The organism is Janthinobacterium sp. CG_23.4 (genome assembly GCF_029892305.1).
GTDB lineage: Bacteria > Pseudomonadota > Gammaproteobacteria > Burkholderiales > Burkholderiaceae_D > Janthinobacterium > Janthinobacterium lividum_D.
In genome coordinates, this window is the sequence record NZ_JARXUX010000001.1 from 4007508 (window position 1) to 4024271 (window position 16764).

Here is a 16764-nt window from a genome sequence, read left to right on the forward strand (position 1 = left end):
CACTGGCTAGACTGTCCCCGTTATCAATGATATGGAGTAACTCGTGGGTGCTTGTTCCAGTGACAGTAGTCGATTGACCATCGGCGATCGGCCTTAGGCAAGACGCGCGCATTACGCCCGCCTTGCCCGTGGCAAGGTGCGGTTTTACCAGCGGCGATACCCATTCGCCGCCACTTCCCTCCTCATCGTTCCAGCGTTACCGCCTGCTGCCCCCTTTCGGGGCGAATTGTCTTCGCCCTCGCACTCGCCTGTTGCTCCCCAGCCGGGAGAAACTCATGGTGGTATTTGACTTTGCGCTGCGCGTTGCCGCAGCTTTGACCCTGGGCGCCATGATAGGCGCCGAACGCCAGCTGCGCCAGCGCATGGCGGGCCTGCGCACGAATGCGCTGGTCGCCGTCGGCGCCTCGCTGTTCGTGATGGTCTCCGTGCTCGAAGGCGACCCCGATGGCCACCTGCGCATCGCCGCCCAGGTGGTGTCGGGCATCGGCTTTCTTGGCGCCGGCGTCATCATGCGCGAAGGGATGACGGTACGCGGCCTGAACACGGCCGCCACCCTGTGGTGCTCGGCCGCCATCGGTGTGCTGTGCGGCCTTGGCTTTGCGCTGGAAGCGGCCATCGGCACGGGCTTCGTACTGGTCGCCAACCTGGTGCTGCGCCACCTGGCGCAACGCATCAACGCCCACGGCAGCGAAGCGGGCATCGAGACGGAAAGCATTTACCGCGTCACGGCCGTATGCGAAGCGGAGCAGGAAGTGCAGGTGCGCAAGCTGATGCTGCGCTTGATCAGCGGCATGCCGGCGCTGATGCTGCAATCCTTGCACAGCGAAGACGCGGCACAGGCGGGACGCATTGAAGTGCGCGCCGACCTGCTCACGCCTTTATCCAGCCTGGGATTGCTGGAGCAAATCGTCAGCCAGGTCAGCCTGGAAGGCAGCGTCTCGGCCGTGCGCTGGGCGCTGGTCAACAACGCGGAATTTGTCGCCGAGCGGGGAGTGTGATGATGAAAAAATTCTTCCATTGGTTTGCCAGGCGCGCTCCCATCGTGGCCACCTACCGCCTGAGCATCACCTGCCCTGCGGCGCAGGCCGACCACGTGGTGCGCCTGCTGCTGGCCGAACTCAAGGGCGCTGGCCTGGCGCCGTCGCAAATGCTGCGCAGCTGGGACGCAGCCAGGCAAGTGGTGCAGCTGATCGCCACGGTGCTATGCCAGGCCGTACAGCGCGCCGTGCTGGTGCGCTTCGTCAACCGCGCGGGCGCCTGGCCACAAGTGCGGCAAGTGCGCTGGGAAGGCGTGGCACCCTCAATCTGACGCTGGCAGGCGTATGCTGAACAGCGCGCCGCCAGCGGGGAGATTCTGCGCCTCGATACTGCCGCCATACGCGTGCACGATGGCTTGCGACAGGGCCAGGCCCAGGCCGAAGCCGGGTGCCTCGCCCGCGCGCGCCTTGGCGCCGCGGTAAAAACGCTCGAACAAATGCGGCAAGTCTTCCACGCCGATGCCCGCTCCTGCGTCCGCCACGCCCACCAGCGCATGCTCGCCCTCGCGCCTCGCATGGACGCTGATGACGCTGTCGGGCGGCGAAAACTTCACGGCGTTATCGAGCAGGTTGGCCAGCACCAAGTCCACCGGACCGGCCGCCACCCGCGCGTGCACGGCCACGCCTTCATCGAAGACGATACGGATGCCGCGCTGCGCTGCCGGCCTTTCCAGGCGCTGCACGGCCGCGCGCACGAGCGGATTGAGTGCGATGGTTTCCACGGCATTGCGCTCCTGGCCCGCATCGAGGCGCGTGAGCATCAGCAATTCTTGCACCAGGGTCGTCAAGCGCTGCACTTCATCGAGACAAGAGGCCAAGGCATCGACATATTCAGCGGCCTCGCGCGGGCGGCGCAAGGTGATTTCGATTTCCGTGCGCAGGCGCGACAGCGGTGAGCGCAGTTCGTGCGAGGCGTCAGCCGTGAAGCGGCGCTGCGCATCGTAGCCATGCTGCAGGCGTTCCAGCATGGCATTGAGGGTATCGACCAGGCGGCCGATCTCGTCTTGCGTACCGGGATGCGGCAGGCGCTGGTGCAAGCTCGCTTCGCCGATCGAATGGGCCTGCCGCACCACGTCGTCGATGGCGCCCAGCACACGGCGCGTGAGCATTTCGCCTGCCAGCCCCACGGCCGCCAGCAAGGCCAGCGCCATGGCGCCAAACAGCACGGTGGCCGCAGCCAGCACATGGTTGGCGTCGTCCAGCGAACCGGCCACCTGCACCGCCAGGCGCGAGCCGGATGTGGCTACGGGGATGTAAACCATGCGCAGCGGCTCCTCGCCAAACTTGGGTAGCGTTTCAAAGACAGTCTCGCCGGCCGCCAGGCGCGCCAGCAAGGCCGGTGGCGCCGGTAACTGCGCCGCTTCCAGGTTGCGGCTGCGCGCCAGCACGCGGCCTTCATTATCGATGATCTGTACCAGGCGATCGAGCCGCGTCAAAGAAGGCGGCGCCTGACCCGACGCCACCTCGTGCACCTGCACGGGCTGGCGCGGCGCAGCGGGCAGCATGGCCATTTCCGTCTCGGCCAGTGCCAGCAGGGCCGCGTCGAGCTGGCCATGCACGGCGCGCGACAGGCCCCAGTAGCCGGCCAGCGCGGTACAGGCGACGATGGCAAGGATGGCGGCCAGGTGCACCCGCAGCAGGCGCTTGCGAAAGCTAGCCACCGTTATTTTCCGCCAGCCGGAAACCGCGTCCGCGCACCGTATGTATCAATGGCGGCAAGCCAGGCGCATCCACCTTGCCCCGCAAGTTGCGTACGTGAACATCGATCAAGTTGTCGATACCAATCAGGTCCGCCTGCCATATTTGTTCGGCCAGGCGAGCGCGACTGACTACTTCGCCCGCCTGGCGCAGCAAGATCAATAGAATCGCATATTCCTTGGGCGTAAGCACCAGCGGCACGCCAGCGCGCGTCGCCTGATGGCTGACAGGATCGAGCGTCAAGTCGGCCAGCGCCAGCACCAGCGGGCGGCTGATATCGGAGCGGCGCAGCAAGGCGCGGATACGCGCCAGCAGTTCCTCGAATTCGAACGGTTTGGTAAGGTAATCGTCGGCGCCCGTGTTCAGGCCCGCCACCCGGTCGGCCGTGGCGTCGCGCGCGGTGAGCATCAGCACGGGCGTCTGAATGGCGCGCGCGCGCAAGTCACGGCAAAAATCGATGCCCTGCTTGCCCGGCAACATCCAGTCCAGCACGATCACATCGTAATCGACGGCGTAGCTTTCGTCCTCGCCTTGCTCGGCGCTGTGCGCTACGTCGACCACGAAGCCTTCTTCCTGCAAGCCGCGCGCCAGCAGGCGCGCCGCCTTGCGGTCGTCTTCCACCAAGAGGATTCTCATGCCTGCTTTTCCTGTTGCGCTGCGTTTTACATGCTCGCATTTTACCGCGCCGCACCATCTGCGCACGGAACCTGAAGAATGATTCAGGCATTCTTGGGCGCTTCTTCAGGACGGCATTGCTATGCTTTCGCGGCGCTGTAGTGCGCCCGTTCTCATGACGCTACCCGCCCCCCTGACCGCCCGCCTGGGCATGGCAGCGACGCATGCCCCATCATCATCAACAAGAAGGAAACAAGGGATGAACACGACCACCCCCAACACCATCGGCGCCTGCTACGCGCTCGCCGTGGCCGTCAGTTGCTCACTGCTCTGCGGCTGCGAAAAACCGACGCTAGCGCTCACGCCGCCGGCCCAAGGGACGCATCTGGACGACGGCAGCATCGCCGTCGACAACATGTCTCCCCTGCGCCAGCGCTTGCAGATCGCCGCCGTGCTGGAACAGGATATCGCCACCCAGACGGAGGCGCCGGGCAGCATCGAAGCGATGCCGGAAAAAATGGTAAAAATCACCGCGCCCCTGGCCGGGCGCATCACCAGCTTGCAGCGTTCGCTGGGCGACAGCGTCAAGGCGGGCGACCCGCTGTTCACTCTGGACTCCGCTGAACTGAGCGCCGCCTACGCAGACGACAGCAAGGCGCGCTCCGCCCTGCTGCAGGCGCGCCAGGAATTGGCGCGCCAGAAAATCCTGTTCGAGGCGCAGATCGCCGCGCGCAAGGAATACGAAGCGGCGCAGGCGATTTACGACCAGGCCGGCAGCGACGCCCAGGCCAGCGCCGACAAGCTGGCCCAATACGGCGCCAGCGCGCGCGGTTCGCACCGCAACTACGTCCTGCACTCGCCCATCGCCGGCACCGTGATCGCCATGGATGGTGCCCAGGGCGGCTACTGGAACGATATCAATGCACCCATCATGACGGTGGCCGATCTGTCCACCGTGTGGCTGTCGGCCAACGTGGCCGAAAGGGACTTGGCGCAAGTGGCAGTGGGACAACAAGCGCGCATCAGCGTCGATGCCTGGCCCGGCAAGAACTTCGAGGGCAAGGTCGCTTATGTCGGCGCGGTGCTCGATCCCGAGACGCGCACGGTGAAAGTGCGCGTGGCCATCGACAACCGCGGCGGCACCTTCAAGCCCGGCATGTTCGCCCGCGCAAATTTTGCCGGCGCCAGCCGCCGCGCCATTCTGGTGCCCGCGTCCGCCGTGCTGCAAAGTGGTTTGTTGACGCGTGTGATGGTCGAACGCGACCCGTTGCACTTCGCGCCGCGCACGGTGGAAGTGGGTGCCAGCCATGGCGGGCAGGTGGAAATCCTCGCTGGCCTGAAGGCGGGCGAGCGCATCGTCGTCAAAGAAGGAGTGCTGCTCAATGATTGAACGTTTCATCGCTACCTGCTGCCAACGGCGCGGCATCGTCTGGCTGATACTGCTGTTCGTCGCCGCCTATGGCGTCTACTGCTGGAAGCAGCTGCCCATCGAAGCCTATCCCGACATCGCCGACGTCACCTCGCAAATCGTCACGCAGGTGCCGGGCCTGGGCGCCGAGGAAATCGAGCAGCAAATCACTATTGCGCTGGAGCGCGCCCTGCTGGGCACGCCGGGCATGCATGTGCTGCGCACGCGCAGCCTGTTCGCGCTGTCGCTGGTCACGGTGGTATTCGACGATGGCAGCGATGGCTACTTCACGCGCCAGCGGCTGCAGGAGCGCCTCGCCAGCATCAACTTGCCATACGCGGCCAAGCCGGGGCTAGACCCCTATACCTCGCCCACGGGCGAAATCTACCGCTACACGCTGGAATCGAAAAAACGCTCCTTGCGCGAACTGTCCGAACTGCAGTTCTGGAGCGTGATGCCGCGCCTGCAGCAAGTGCGCGGCGTGGCCGACGTCAGCAATTTCGGCGGCCTGACGACACAGTTCATGCTGGAACTCGACCCAGAAAAACTGGACAGCTACGGCTTGTCGCTGGCGCAGGTCAAGGACGCCATCAACGCCAACAACATCAGCGGCGGTGGCAGCACCATCGACCGCGGCCAGCAATCGTACGTGGTGCGCGGCGTGGGCTTGCTCCATTCGCTGGGCGACATGGGCAACGTCGTCGTCAGCAGCAAGAACGGCGTACCCGTGCTGGTAAAGGACCTGGGCAAACTCGCCTACGGCAACGTGGAGCGGCGCGGCATCCTGGGCAAGGATGACAACCCCGACACCATCGAAGGCATCACCTTGCTGCTGAAGGACTTCAATGCATCCGAAGCGCTGGCCGGCATCCATGCGGCCGTCGATGACTTGAACACCAATGTGCTGCCCAAGGATGTGAAAGTGGTGCCCTACCTGGACCGCAGTTCGCTGATCGACGCCACCGTGCACACGGTCGGCCTTACCCTGGGCGAAGGCATGCTGCTGGTCGCCCTGGTGCTGCTGCTGTTCCTGGGCAGCCCGCGCGCGGCGGCCATCGTCGCGCTGACGATCCCGCTGGCACTGCTGATCGCCTTCATCTTCATGCACCATTTTAAAATTCCCGCCAATTTGCTGTCGCTGGGGGCGATTGACTTCGGCATCCTCGTCGATGGCTCGGTGGTGGTGCTGGAAAACATGCTGCGCCGCCGTGAACGGGAACAGGAGCGGGCCCTCACGCTGCAGGATGCCATCGAGGCGACCCTGCAAGTAGCGCGCCCCATCATGTTCGGCATGGCCGTCATCATCGCCGCCTATTTGCCCCTGTTCGCCTTCCAGCGCATTGAGTACAAACTGTTTTCGCCCATGGCATTTACGGTGGGCGCAGCGCTGGTGGGCGCGCTGGTCGTGGCGCTGCTGCTGATTCCGGGCCTGGCCTGGCTGGCTTTGCGCAAGCCGCAGCGCACCTTCCACAACCGCGTGCTGGAACAGCTGGCGGCCGCCTATGGCCGCTTCCTCGAACGCATGGTGGGTCGCAAGCGCTGGGTGGTGGTGGTGTGCGCCGCCTCGCTGGCAGGATTGGTGTTCCTGGGTGGCAGTATCGGACGCGACTTCCTGCCCTATCTCGATGAAGGCTCCTTGTGGCTGCAGGTGCAGATGCCGCCCGGCATCACCCTGGGCAAGGCCTCCGCGATGGCGAGTGAACTGCGCCGCGCCGCGCTGGAGTTTCCGGAGGTGTCGAGCATCGTCACGCAGACGGGGCGCAACGACGACGGCACCGATTACTGGACGCCATCGCACATCGAGGCGAGCGTGGCCCTGCATCCGTACAAGAGCTGGAAGTCGGGCCTGAGCAAGCAGCAGCTGATCGCAAAAATGCAGCAGCGCTTCGCCCGCATGCCAGGCTATACGGTGGCCTTCATGCAGCCGATGATCGATGGCGTGCAAGATAAATTATCGGGCGCGCACAGTGACCTGACGGTGAAAATCTTCGGCAACGACCTCGACGAAGTGCGCGCCATCGCTGGCAAGGTGGCGCGCATATTGCAAGGCGTCCCCGGCGCCTCCGACGTGGCGGTGGACGTGGAGCCGCCACTGCCGAACCTGAAAGTGGAGCTGGACCGGGCCAAGGCAGCCCGCTACGGCATCAACGCGGCCGAGGTGGCCGACCTGATTTCCACCGGCATCGGCGGCGCGCCCATCGGCCAGGTCTACGTGGGCGAGAAAAGCTACGACATCGCCGTGCGCTTCCCGCCCGCCGCGCGCGCCGACCCGGATGCCATCGCCAAACTGATGCTCACCGCTGCCAACGGCGCCAGGATTGCACTGGCACAGGTGGCAAGCATTAGCACCACCTCGGGCGAAAGCGTGATCGTACGCGAAATGGGACGGCGCCACATCATCGTGCGCCTGAATGCCCGCGGGCGCGACCTGGCCGGCTTCCTGGCCGAAGCACGGCCCCTGGTGGAGCAAGCCGTGGCAGAGGAGCACCAGCGCATCAGCGTCGAATGGGGCGGCCAGTTCGAAAACCTGCAACGCGCGCAGAGCCGATTGGCCCTGATACTGCCGATGACCCTGGGTGCCATGTTCCTGCTGCTGTTGGGCCAATTCGGCAACCTGCGCCAGGCCGCACTGGTCTTGCTGGCCGTGCCACTGGCGATGCTGGGTGGCTTGGCCGCGCTGCACCTGCGCGGCATGAGCTTGAATGTTTCGAGCGCAGTAGGCTTCATCGCCCTGTTCGGCGTGGCGGTATTGAATGCCGTCCTGATGCTGGCGCAAATCAATCGCTTGCGCGCCGACGAGGGCCGCAGCCTGCGCGACGCCGTGCTTGAAGGCGCGCGTGAGCGCATGCGTCCCGTGCTGATGACGGCCACCGTGGCTGCCCTGGGCCTGACGCCGGCCATGCTGGCGACGGGCCTGGGCAGCGACGTGCAGCGCCCGCTCGCTACCGTGGTAGTGGGCGGGCTGGTGACGGCGACGGCGCTAACCCTGCTGCTGTTGCCAGCCCTGTATTACCTGATCGAGGCGCGCATACAAAAACGCCTGAACGACAAAGGAGTGAAGCATGACACGTTTTAATCTACTGCTGACGGCCTGGCTGATCGCGCCCAGCGCCATTGCCACCCCCTTGAACTTCGACACCTATCTGGCTGCCGTGGAAAAAAATAGCCTGGAGTTGCAGGCGCAGCAGACCAGCATCGTCTCGGCCAAGGCCGGCATCGGCATCGCCGGCTTGCGTCCCGATCCCGAATTCACGCTCGGCGCCACGCGCGAGACGGTGCGCAGCGTCGAACACCGTCCCGTCACGTGGAACCCGGCCATCAGCATGGCTATCGAGACGGGCGGCAAGCGCGCTGCGCGCATCAAGGCCGCGCACAGCAATGTCGCGCTGGCCGAGGCAACGGTGGCCGGCTTCAAGTACGAGCTGTATGCGACGGCCGCCGCTGCGTTTACGCAAGCGTGCCGCACGCGCGAAGTCGCCGCGCGCAAGCAGCAGACCATGGCAGCGCTGTCGACAGTGGTGCAAGCGAACGCCGTGCGGCGCAAGGCCGGCGATGTGGGCGGCATCGAGCTGCTGCAGTCGCGCGTGGAACGCGACCAGTTTCAGGCCGACCTGGCGCAGGCACTCGGCGAGCTGGACAGCGCCATGCTGGCCCTGTCGCCGCCGCTGGGACGCCAGTTCGAGACGCTGTTTCCAGACGCCCAGCTGGCATGCGACTTCGCCGCGTATGAGAACAAGGATGCCAGCGTACTGGTGCCGCAGGCACTCGACGCGCGCAGCGACGTGCGCATTGCCCGCGCCACCCTGGACAAGCTGCGCGACGGCGCGGCGCTGGTGCGCGCCAACCGCTACGTCGATCCTACCGTCACGCTGGGCCTGGCAGCCGCGCGCGGCTACCATGACGGCGTCGATGGCAGCGGCAATCGCGTCGATGGCGCGGCACGTTCGCGCGCCCTCTCCCTCTCTTTGGCCATCCCCATCCCCCTGTCGCGACGCGACGAGGGTGACATAGTGCAAGCCGAAGCGGACGTGACACAGGCGATGCTGGCCTTGCGCCAGGCGCAATTGCAAGCGGAAACGCAGGTGCGCACGGCGCAGCGTCAGCTGCGTGCGGCGCAGGACAGGCTGGCGCGCTACCGCGATGGCGTGCTGGTCGATGCGCAAACGGTGGTCGATGGCATGCGCCTGTCTTACGTCAAAGGCAATGCCTCGCTGCTGGAGTGGCTGGCGGCGCAGCGTTCGGCCGATGAAGCTTACCAGGGCTATGTGCAGGCGCGCGCCGATGCCGCCGTCGCCAGTACACAGCTGCAACTGGCGATCGGCCAGCGGCCGCGCTTGTAGCGGGGGAAGGTAGAAGGTAGAACGAAGAGATGCCGGCGCGGCGTGGCCGCACCGGTCACCAAGGACAGGCGATTACTGCGGCTGGGCGGGCGCGTCGCCTTCGGCCGGCGCATCTGCGGCGTCATCAGCGTCGTCCGCGTCCGGCTCATCGCCCTCGCTGCCGTCAGCTGGCTTGGGATTGTTTTTCGCTTCCAGCTTGCGCCTGGCTTTTTCCTCGGCTTTCTTCTTCTTTTCCAGCTCTTTTTGCCGTTTTTCGTATTGGAAATTTGTCTTGGCCATTTACTACCTCTTTAGTTTTTAGATGTTACAGATCAGCACATAAGACACATTATGACGTAGTTAGAGCAAACACCAAATGTTTAGCCTCGCGGATGATGCTGGGCATGCAGCAGTTTCAACCGTTCACGCGCCACATGCGTGTAAATCTGCGTGGTGGAAATATCGGAGTGCCCGAGTAACAATTGCACCACACGCAAGTCCGCGCCGTGGTTCAGTAAATGCGTAGCGAATGCGTGGCGCAGGGTGTGCGGCGACAGCGGCGCCGTGATGCCGGCATGCATCGCATGTTTCTTGATCAGCACCCAGAACATTTGCCGCGTCATGGCGCCCCCGCGCCGCGTGACGAACAGCGCATCATCCATCTGGCCATCGAGGATCACGCCGCGCGCCTGCTTCAGGTAGCGCTCGATCCACAGCCGCGCCTGCTCTCCGAACGGCACCAGGCGCGTCTTGCTACCCTTGCCCGTGATGCGCAGCACGCCATCGTTCAAGCTCAATTCCACCGACTTCAAGTCCACCAGTTCCGACACGCGCAAGCCGCTCGCGTACATGAGTTCGAGCATGGTGCGCTCGCGCAGGCCCAGCGGCGTGCTCACGTCGGGCGCCGCCAGCAGCGCTTCCACCTGCGCTTCGCTCAGGGCATGCACGAAGCGCGCGGGCTGCTTGGCCGAGACCATCTTCAGGCAGGGGTCAGCGGCGATATGCTTGTGGCGCAGGGCCAACTGGTAAAAGCGCTTGAGCACGGACAAGCGCCGGTTCGACGACGTCGCCTTGCTCTCGTCGTGGCGGGCGGCGAAATACGCTGCGATATCGGCCGCGCAAACCTCGTACAGGCTCTCGCGCCCGGGCCGCGCCACTTCCAGCCAGCGTGCGAACAGACGCATATCGCGCCGGTAAGCGTCGAGCGAGTTTTTCGACAAGCCATCCTCGAGCCACAGGCTGTCGCAGAATTCATCGATGAGTGTCGTATTATCGGGTGCCAGCAGGCTGTTCATGATCGTTTTGACCATCCTATGCCCATGGCGCCAAATGGCGCGGCCACGATGGCGCTGAACAGCGCACTACCCTGTTGTTTTTTCATCTACTAATTAAAGTTTAAGTGTGGCAAATATACAACTTCATGCGCTTGGTACGCGCTGCCGATTATGCACCGTCTGCGGGCAGATGGGCGGACGTTATCCGCGCACGAAAAAAAAGCGCACCGTCGGTGCGCTTCAAATATTGCTTCACGTTCCCGGTCGTTTGAGCCCAGCTGTGCCGACTTGTGGCCGCAGACAGCGATGACCCAACGACTTCTGTGAAACGTGTGTCTCCTCAATATATCCCCGGCATCAATACCGTTTTTATAGACCACTCCCCCACTAAGCTTGTTACCAATTCTGCATTTCAGCCTTGCTACCGAGACGCATAAGCATAGACGTTTTTCCCCTCAAGGCGCCCCATCATAGCGCATATATTCGGCGGAATCGACTTTTTTTGCGCCATGACGGGGACAACCATTTTAGTTGTAAATTAAATTTGGCAGCCACAGCGAGATTTGTGGTACGTAAGTAATCAGCATCAGGAAGGCCAGCATTGTCATCAGCCATGGCATCACGGCCACGGTCAACTCCGAGATACCCATCTTGGTGATGCCGGACGCCACGTACAGATTTAAGCCCACCGGCGGATGGCACATGCCGACCTCCATATTGACCACGATCAAGATGCCGAAGTGCACAGGATCGATACCGAGCTTCATGGCGACGGGGAACAAAATCGGCGCCATGATCAGCACGATGGACGACGGCTCCATGACGTTACCAGCCAACAACAGCAGCACGTTCACTACGAGCAAGAAGCTGATCACGCCCAAGCCCTTGCCCGTGATCCACTCGGCCATCGCTTGCGGGATGTTTTCGCTGGTCATCAGGAACGAGAACAGCACGGCATTGGTGATGATGTATAACAGCATCGCCGACATGGCGGCCGAATCGAGCAAGACCTTGCCCACTTGCTTGATCTTCAAGTCCTTGTAGACGAAGACGGCAATGATGAAGGCATACACGGCAGCCATGGCAGCCGCTTCGGTCGGCGTGAAGGCACCCGAGTAGATGCCGCCCATGACGATGACGATCAGCAGCAAGCCCCAGGCGCTCTTCTTGAACGTGACGAAGCGCTCCTTCCAGCTGGCCTTCTTCATGCGCGGATAGTTGTTCTTGCGCGCCAGGAACCACGTGGTCAAGCCCAGCAGCATGGCCAGCATCAAGCCGGGAATCACGCCCGCCATGAACAGTTTGCCCACCGAGGTGTTGGTGCTGACGGAATACATCACCATCACGATCGACGGTGGAATCAGGATGCCCAGCGCCCCCGAAGTGGTGATGACGCCGGCGCCAAAGCCGCGTGGGTAACCCTGCTTGACCATGGCCGGCAGGATGATGGAGCCAATCGCCACCACCGTGGCAGGGCTGGAGCCGGAAACGGCGGCAAACAGCGCGCAGGCCATCACGCCAGCCAGCGCCAGGCCGCCATGCCAGTGACCGACCATGGAGCTGGCGAAGTTGATCATGCGCCGCGCCACCCCGCCATGCGTGAGGAAGTTACCCGCCAAGATAAAAAATGGAATGGCCATGATCTCGAACTTCTCGATGCCCGTGAAAATCTTCAGGGCCACCGACTCGATGGGCACACTGGTCATGGTAAACAAGAAAGTGAGCACCGTCAGGCCCAGCGAAATGGAGATCGGCATGCCGGTCAGCATCAGCGCCAGCAGCAACACAAAAATAATCAGCGCGTTCATGCCTTGGCTCCTTTTTCTTCCGCCGTCAATTCTTCTTCCAGCCCCTCGACATGCGAATGGTCATGTTTTGGCAAAGCGCCGGTCTGGATGAAATGCACCATCACTTGCAGGAAGCGGAAGCACATCAGGTAGGAACCCAGCGGCACGGCCAGATAGACCAGCCACATCGGCACTTCCATGTCGGCCGAGGTCTGGTCCGTGTGGCCAATCGACCACACGAAGCTGGCGCCCAAGGTACCGACGATGCCCGTAAACAGGGCGCCGGCGGCCAGGCCAAAGACGATGAAGCGGTCGCGCCAGCGCGGGTTCATGCGGTTGACCAGCACGTCGACGCCCACGTGAATACCGGTGCGCACGCCATACGCGGCGCCAAACTTGGCCATCCAGACAAACATGTAGATGCACAGTTCCTGGGCCCAGCTGGTGTTGATTTGTATCAGGAAGTCTTGCAGGCCAGGTATCGGCAGGCCTGCCAGGTAGCGGTGCACGACCGCGACGAAAATGATGAAGGTGGCGGCGCCCATCAGGGACGCAATCAGCCACTCTTCCAGATGATCCAGAAATTTCATGGTGGACTTTCAAAGAATGCGGGTACACGCACTCCCGCGCAGGAGGCGCAGGAGCGGTTCATGCAAGTGGCAGGGGCTGCCCTGCCTGCCGCGCCGGAAGGCGCAGCCAGCGCGACTTACTTCGCACTTTCCTTGTTGATGGCCGAGATCAGATCCTTGCCGATGCGCGCTTCCATGGCCTTTTGCACGGGCGCCAGGGCCTTGCGCCATTCCGCCTGTTCCTGCGCCGTCAAGGTATAGATCTGCGTCTTGCCGGCTTTCTTGATGGCGTCGATGGCCTGGTCGTTATCGCGCTGGGCGATGGCTTTTTCAAACGTGGTCGTTTCGCGCATGGCTTTTTCCAGCTGCGCGCGTATATCGGGCGGCAAGCCATCCCAGAATTTCTTGTTGACGATGACGGCATAACCGAGGTAGCCGTGGTTCGACACGGTCACGTGCTTTTGCACTTCATGCATCTTTTGCGTATACATATTCGATGGCGGATTTTCCGTGCCGTCGACCACGCCCGTCTGCAGCGCCTGATACACTTCCGAGAAGGCCAGCACTTGCGGATTGGCACCCAGCGCGCGCATCTGCGCGTCGAGTACCTTGGACGACTGGATGCGCATTTTCAAGCCCTTGAAGTCGGCCGGGTTGTGCAAAGGCTTGTTGGCCGACATCACCTTGAAGCCATTGTCCCAGTAGGCCAGGCCCGTGATACCCTTGGGCTCCAGCTTTTTCAGCAGACTCTTGCCGATTTCGCCTTCGGTGATGTTGTACAAGGCCGTCTTGGTAGGAAAGATGTAGGGCAAGTCGAAGGCTTCGAATTCCTTCACGCCCAGCGGGCCGAACTTGGCCAGCGATGGCGCCAGCATTTGCACGGCGCCCAGTTGCAGGGCTTCGAGTTCTTCCTTGTCCTTGTACAGCTGGCTGTTCGGGTACAGTTCGACCTTGACCTTGCCATTCGTGGCTTTTTCGGCCAGCTGCTTGAAACGCTCGGCGGCCTGGCCTTTCGGCGTGTCGGTGGCCACGACGTGGCTGAACTTGATGACGATGGGCGCTTGCGCGTAGGCGTGAACGCCGGCGGTGGTGCCGATGGCGGCGCACAGCGCGACGAACAGGGTTTTCATTTGTGGCAGTTGCATGCTTGTCTCCTCAATGGTTTTAAGAACACTTTATTATTTGTCTAATTCGATACTCTGACAAAGAAACCGCCCCGGCTATTGTGGTTAACCACAATAGCCGGCTGCCGATAAGCCGCTACCCTGCCAGCCATGCCGACACCCCCCACCCTTGCGCGCCGCTTCAAGCTATCGAGCCCGATGCGCTGGCTGCTGCCCGTTATCCTGCTGCTGCTGTTCCTCTCCATCCTGTTCTGGCTGCCCTGGCAGGCGCGCCAGATGGAGAGCAACGAGCGCCAGGAGCAGCTCATCGCCGACACGCTGTGGGTGGAGCAAACCATCCGCTTTCAACTGGCGCGCAACGAGGAAAGCCTGTTTAACCTGGGCGTCGATATCGCCAGCGCCTCGCTGGGTACGGAAAAAGTGCACGAACGGCTGCAGCAGATGCTGCGCAATGGCCGCGAATTGCAACGCGTGCTGTGGCTCGACGCCAGCGGCAAGATGCTGGCCAGCAGCGACAACAGCCTGCCCCCTGCCGTATCGTTTTCACCGGCCTCGCTGACGGCGTCCGACAATGCGCGCCGTTTGCACCGGGGCCAATATGCGCAGCCGGCGCAGCAGAGCGGCTTTCCCGACGCGCCGCCAGGCGCCATGCTGATGGATTACTACCAGCCCCTGTTCGATGGCCAGCGCTATGTGGGCAGCCTGGTGGCCACCTACCAAATCAGCAGCCTGCTCGATGAAATGGTACCGTGGTGGTTCGCCCAGGATAACCAGATTTCACTGATCGACCGTGACGACAAGGTGCTGGCGCGACGCGCCGCCGCCGGTCCCGGTCACGGCGTGTACACGCACAAGCGCGCGCTCGATGTGCCCGGCGCCAACATTATCCTGTTTACCGACAGCGTGAAAAGCCAGCCCAAGCTGCTACCCAATTTGCTGGTCGGCTCGGTTATTGCCCTGTCGCTGGGTTTGCTGTGGAGCTTGCTGGCCCTGTGGCGACATATTTCTCGCCGTCTGGTGGCCGAAGGGGCACTGCGCCAGCAGATGCTGTTTCGCACGGCGATGGAAAACTCGCTGGTGACGGGCATGCGCGCGCGCGACCTGGAAGGCCGCGTCACGTATGTGAATCCGGCGTTCTGCCAGATCGTTGGCTACCCGGCCGAGGAAATCCTGGGCTGCCTGCCGCCCATGCCCTACTGGGTACCGGAAGCACTTGAGCAATACCAGCAGCGCTTCGTCAAGGCGATGGCCGGCAATGCCACACCGCAGTTCGAAACCTATTTCCAGCGCCCCGACGGCACGCGCGTGCCCGTGCTGATCTTCGAAGCGCCGCTGGTGGACAAGAATGGCCAGCAAACAGGATGGATGGGCTCCGTGCTCGACATTTCGGAGCAAAAAAGGGTCGAGGAACTGAATCGCCAGCAGCAGGAGAAACTGCAAACGAGTTCGCGCCTGGCCACCATGGGCGAGCTGGCCTCGATGCTGGCGCATGAACTGAACCAGCCGCTGGCGGCAATTTCCAGCTACACCACGGGCGCGCTGAACCTGATCCAGCGCGCCATCGAGCATGGCGCGCCCGTTGATCCGAACACCCTGAAGCCGGCGCTGGAACAGGCCGGCGCGCAAGCGCAACGGGCCGGCCAGATCATCCGCAGCGTGCATGATTTTGTGCGCAAGAGCGAGCCGCAGCGCCAGGATATCGCCATCCGCACCCTGATCGACGGCATCCGCGCGCTGATCGACCTGCAGGCGCGCAAATACTATGTCAGTATCCAGGAAGACCTGCCACCGGACCTGCCGCTGCTGCGCGCCGACCCCGTGATGATCGAGCAAGTGCTGCTAAACCTGACGCGCAACGCCATCGAGGCCATGCAGGATGCCGCGCCCGGACGGCGTATCCTGCGCCTGCGGGCCAGCCACGATGCGCAGCAAGGCATGGTGACGGTGGACGTGATCGACCATGGCCATGGTATTGCGCAAGACGTGGCCGAGCGGCTGTTCTCGCCATTTTTCTCGACCAAATCCGAAGGCATGGGCATGGGCCTGAACATCTGCCGCACCGCCATCGAATTTCACGGCGGCGCGCTGACCTTCAGCACCAACCCTGCTGGCGGTACGATCTTTACATTCAGCGTGCCGGCTGCGCCGTGCCCGCAGCACCAAGCACCAAGCACTGACGAATAACGAATAACGACGAGCCGGAGACACCATGCTACACATCATCGATGACGAAGAGGTCGTACGCGACTCCCTGTCCTGGCTGGCCGCCTCGCGCAGCATCGAGGCGCGCATCTACGCCAGCGCCCAGCAATTCCTCGATAGCCTCGACGGCAGCTTCGACGCCGCCGGCGACTGCGTGCTGCTCGACGTGCGCATGCCCGACATGAACGGCATCGCCCTGTTTGACCAGCTGGTCAAGCGCGACCTGACGGCGCGCCTGCCCGTCATTTTTCTCACCGGCCACGGCGACGTGCCGATGGCCGTCGACAGCCTGAAGCGCGGCGCCTTCGATTTCTTTGAAAAGCCATTCAACGACAACGACCTGATGGACCGCGTGCAACTGGGCCTGGCCAACTCGCGCCAGGCGGGCGAGCTGGCCGCCGTGCACGCGCGTCTGGCCACCCTGTCGACGCGCGAACGCGAAGTACTGGAGCTGATTTTGGCGGGCAAGATGAACAAGGTGGTGGCCGACAAGCTGGGCATCAGCATGCGCACCGTGGAAGTCCACCGCGCGCATATCTTCGACAAGATGCAGGTCAAGACGGCGGTGGAGCTGGCGGGGTTGTTGAAGTAAATCTCAAACCCAAGTTCTTGACGCCGGGGTCGGACGGGGATGCCGAATCCCTCAGGGTCCGTCCCCAGTCTTCGCTTTGGGGCTCAGGCAGGTCCATCAGTCATCATGCAGCTGCGCTGCGCCTGCCGGCGGCGCAGGC

14 protein-coding genes are annotated in these 16764 nt (G+C 63.0%); 7 read left to right on the forward strand and 7 right to left on the reverse strand.

The annotated features are described in order from the left end of the window. Nucleotides 1–278: 278 nt before the first annotated feature. Together H4V96_RS17970 and H4V96_RS17975 are read left to right on the forward strand one after the other, a co-directional pair. Nucleotides 279–998: an MgtC/SapB family protein gene (locus tag H4V96_RS17970; protein WP_196855085.1), complete on the forward strand. Its 720-nt coding sequence runs from the start codon at nucleotides 279–281 to the stop codon at nucleotides 996–998. Nucleotides 999–1000: 2 nt separating this feature from the next. Continuing rightward, complete coding sequence (locus tag H4V96_RS17975) at nucleotides 1001–1309, forward strand: hypothetical protein (RefSeq protein WP_280721096.1); 309 nt, start codon at nucleotides 1001–1003, stop codon at nucleotides 1307–1309. Here the strand turns inward: H4V96_RS17975 and H4V96_RS17980 are convergent. Both H4V96_RS17980 and H4V96_RS17985 read right to left on the reverse strand, forming a co-directional pair. After that, nucleotides 1301–2698: an ATP-binding protein gene (locus H4V96_RS17980; protein WP_196855040.1), complete on the reverse strand. Its 1398-nt coding sequence runs from the start codon at nucleotides 2696–2698 to the stop codon at nucleotides 1301–1303. The two genes, H4V96_RS17975 and H4V96_RS17980, sit on opposite strands and share 9 nt — an antisense overlap. Beyond that, a complete protein-coding gene (locus H4V96_RS17985; protein WP_196855039.1) occupies nucleotides 2691–3371 on the reverse strand; it encodes a response regulator transcription factor in 681 nt (226 codons plus the stop codon). The genes H4V96_RS17980 and H4V96_RS17985 overlap by 8 nt, the downstream gene beginning before the upstream one ends. Nucleotides 3372–3609: 238 nt before the next feature. Here H4V96_RS17985 and H4V96_RS17990 point away from each other — a divergent pair, with 238 nt between their 5' ends. From H4V96_RS17990 to H4V96_RS18000, 3 genes are read left to right on the forward strand one after another with little or no spacing between them, the layout of a single operon-like run. Further along, nucleotides 3610–4740: an efflux RND transporter periplasmic adaptor subunit gene (locus H4V96_RS17990; protein WP_196855038.1), complete on the forward strand. Its 1131-nt coding sequence runs from the start codon at nucleotides 3610–3612 to the stop codon at nucleotides 4738–4740. Beyond that, nucleotides 4733–7834, forward strand: coding sequence for a CusA/CzcA family heavy metal efflux RND transporter (locus tag H4V96_RS17995; protein ID WP_196855037.1), 3102 nt, complete (start codon nucleotides 4733–4735; stop codon nucleotides 7832–7834). The genes H4V96_RS17990 and H4V96_RS17995 overlap by 8 nt, the downstream gene beginning before the upstream one ends. Then, a complete protein-coding gene (locus tag H4V96_RS18000; RefSeq protein ID WP_196855036.1) occupies nucleotides 7821–9098 on the forward strand; it encodes a TolC family protein in 1278 nt (425 codons plus the stop codon). The genes H4V96_RS17995 and H4V96_RS18000 overlap by 14 nt, the downstream gene beginning before the upstream one ends. 72 nt (nucleotides 9099–9170) lie before the next feature. Here the strand turns inward: H4V96_RS18000 and H4V96_RS18005 are convergent, their stop codons facing one another. The 5 genes from H4V96_RS18005 to H4V96_RS18025 form a co-directional block, all read right to left on the reverse strand. After that, nucleotides 9171–9377, reverse strand: coding sequence for a hypothetical protein (locus tag H4V96_RS18005; RefSeq protein ID WP_010401211.1), 207 nt, complete (start codon nucleotides 9375–9377; stop codon nucleotides 9171–9173). A gap of 80 nt (nucleotides 9378–9457) precedes the next feature. Next, nucleotides 9458–10387 (reverse strand): site-specific tyrosine recombinase XerD, encoded by a 930-nt coding sequence (xerD, locus tag H4V96_RS18010; RefSeq protein ID WP_196855035.1) that lies wholly within the window; start codon nucleotides 10385–10387, stop codon nucleotides 9458–9460. Between the two features lie 491 nt (nucleotides 10388–10878). Further along, nucleotides 10879–12159, reverse strand: a complete 1281-nt coding sequence (locus tag H4V96_RS18015) for a TRAP transporter large permease subunit (RefSeq protein WP_010401213.1) — start codon at nucleotides 12157–12159, stop codon at nucleotides 10879–10881. Further along, on the reverse strand, nucleotides 12156–12728 hold the full coding sequence (locus H4V96_RS18020) for a TRAP transporter small permease (protein WP_010401214.1): 573 nt from the start codon (nucleotides 12726–12728) through the stop codon (nucleotides 12156–12158). Before H4V96_RS18020 ends, H4V96_RS18015 begins: the two co-directional genes overlap by 4 nt. Before the next feature lie 116 nt (nucleotides 12729–12844). Further along, a complete protein-coding gene (locus H4V96_RS18025; RefSeq protein ID WP_196855034.1) occupies nucleotides 12845–13852 on the reverse strand; it encodes a TRAP transporter substrate-binding protein in 1008 nt (335 codons plus the stop codon). A gap of 129 nt (nucleotides 13853–13981) precedes the next feature. On the opposite strand from H4V96_RS18025, the gene H4V96_RS18030 reads away from it, so the two are divergent. Then, complete coding sequence (locus tag H4V96_RS18030) at nucleotides 13982–16015, forward strand: PAS domain S-box protein (RefSeq protein WP_029496656.1); 2034 nt, start codon at nucleotides 13982–13984, stop codon at nucleotides 16013–16015. 25 nt (nucleotides 16016–16040) lie between these two features. After that, complete coding sequence (locus H4V96_RS18035) at nucleotides 16041–16625, forward strand: response regulator (RefSeq protein WP_196855033.1); 585 nt, start codon at nucleotides 16041–16043, stop codon at nucleotides 16623–16625. Nucleotides 16626–16764: the final 139 nt, after the last annotated feature.

Excerpts from the sequence above, each read along its gene's own strand:
- H4V96_RS17975 (WP_280721096.1), top strand. The coding sequence starts at position 1,001 with ATGAAAAAATTCTTCCATTGGTTTGCCAGGCGCGCTCCCATCGTGGCC.
- H4V96_RS17985 (WP_196855039.1), bottom strand. The coding sequence starts at position 3,371 with ATGAGAATCCTCTTGGTGGAAGACGACCGCAAGGCGGCGCGCCTGCTG.
- H4V96_RS17990 (WP_196855038.1), top strand. The coding sequence starts at position 3,610 with ATGAACACGACCACCCCCAACACCATCGGCGCCTGCTACGCGCTCGCC.
- H4V96_RS17995 (WP_196855037.1), top strand. The coding sequence starts at position 4,733 with ATGATTGAACGTTTCATCGCTACCTGCTGCCAACGGCGCGGCATCGTC.
- H4V96_RS18000 (WP_196855036.1), top strand. The coding sequence starts at position 7,821 with ATGACACGTTTTAATCTACTGCTGACGGCCTGGCTGATCGCGCCCAGC.
- H4V96_RS18005 (WP_010401211.1), bottom strand. The coding sequence starts at position 9,377 with ATGGCCAAGACAAATTTCCAATACGAAAAACGGCAAAAAGAGCTGGAA.
- xerD (WP_196855035.1), bottom strand. The coding sequence starts at position 10,387 with ATGGTCAAAACGATCATGAACAGCCTGCTGGCACCCGATAATACGACA.
- H4V96_RS18015 (WP_010401213.1), bottom strand. The coding sequence starts at position 12,159 with ATGAACGCGCTGATTATTTTTGTGTTGCTGCTGGCGCTGATGCTGACC.
- H4V96_RS18020 (WP_010401214.1), bottom strand. The coding sequence starts at position 12,728 with ATGAAATTTCTGGATCATCTGGAAGAGTGGCTGATTGCGTCCCTGATG.
- H4V96_RS18025 (WP_196855034.1), bottom strand. The coding sequence starts at position 13,852 with ATGCAACTGCCACAAATGAAAACCCTGTTCGTCGCGCTGTGCGCCGCC.
- H4V96_RS18030 (WP_029496656.1), top strand. The coding sequence starts at position 13,982 with ATGCCGACACCCCCCACCCTTGCGCGCCGCTTCAAGCTATCGAGCCCG.
- H4V96_RS18035 (WP_196855033.1), top strand. The coding sequence starts at position 16,041 with ATGCTACACATCATCGATGACGAAGAGGTCGTACGCGACTCCCTGTCC.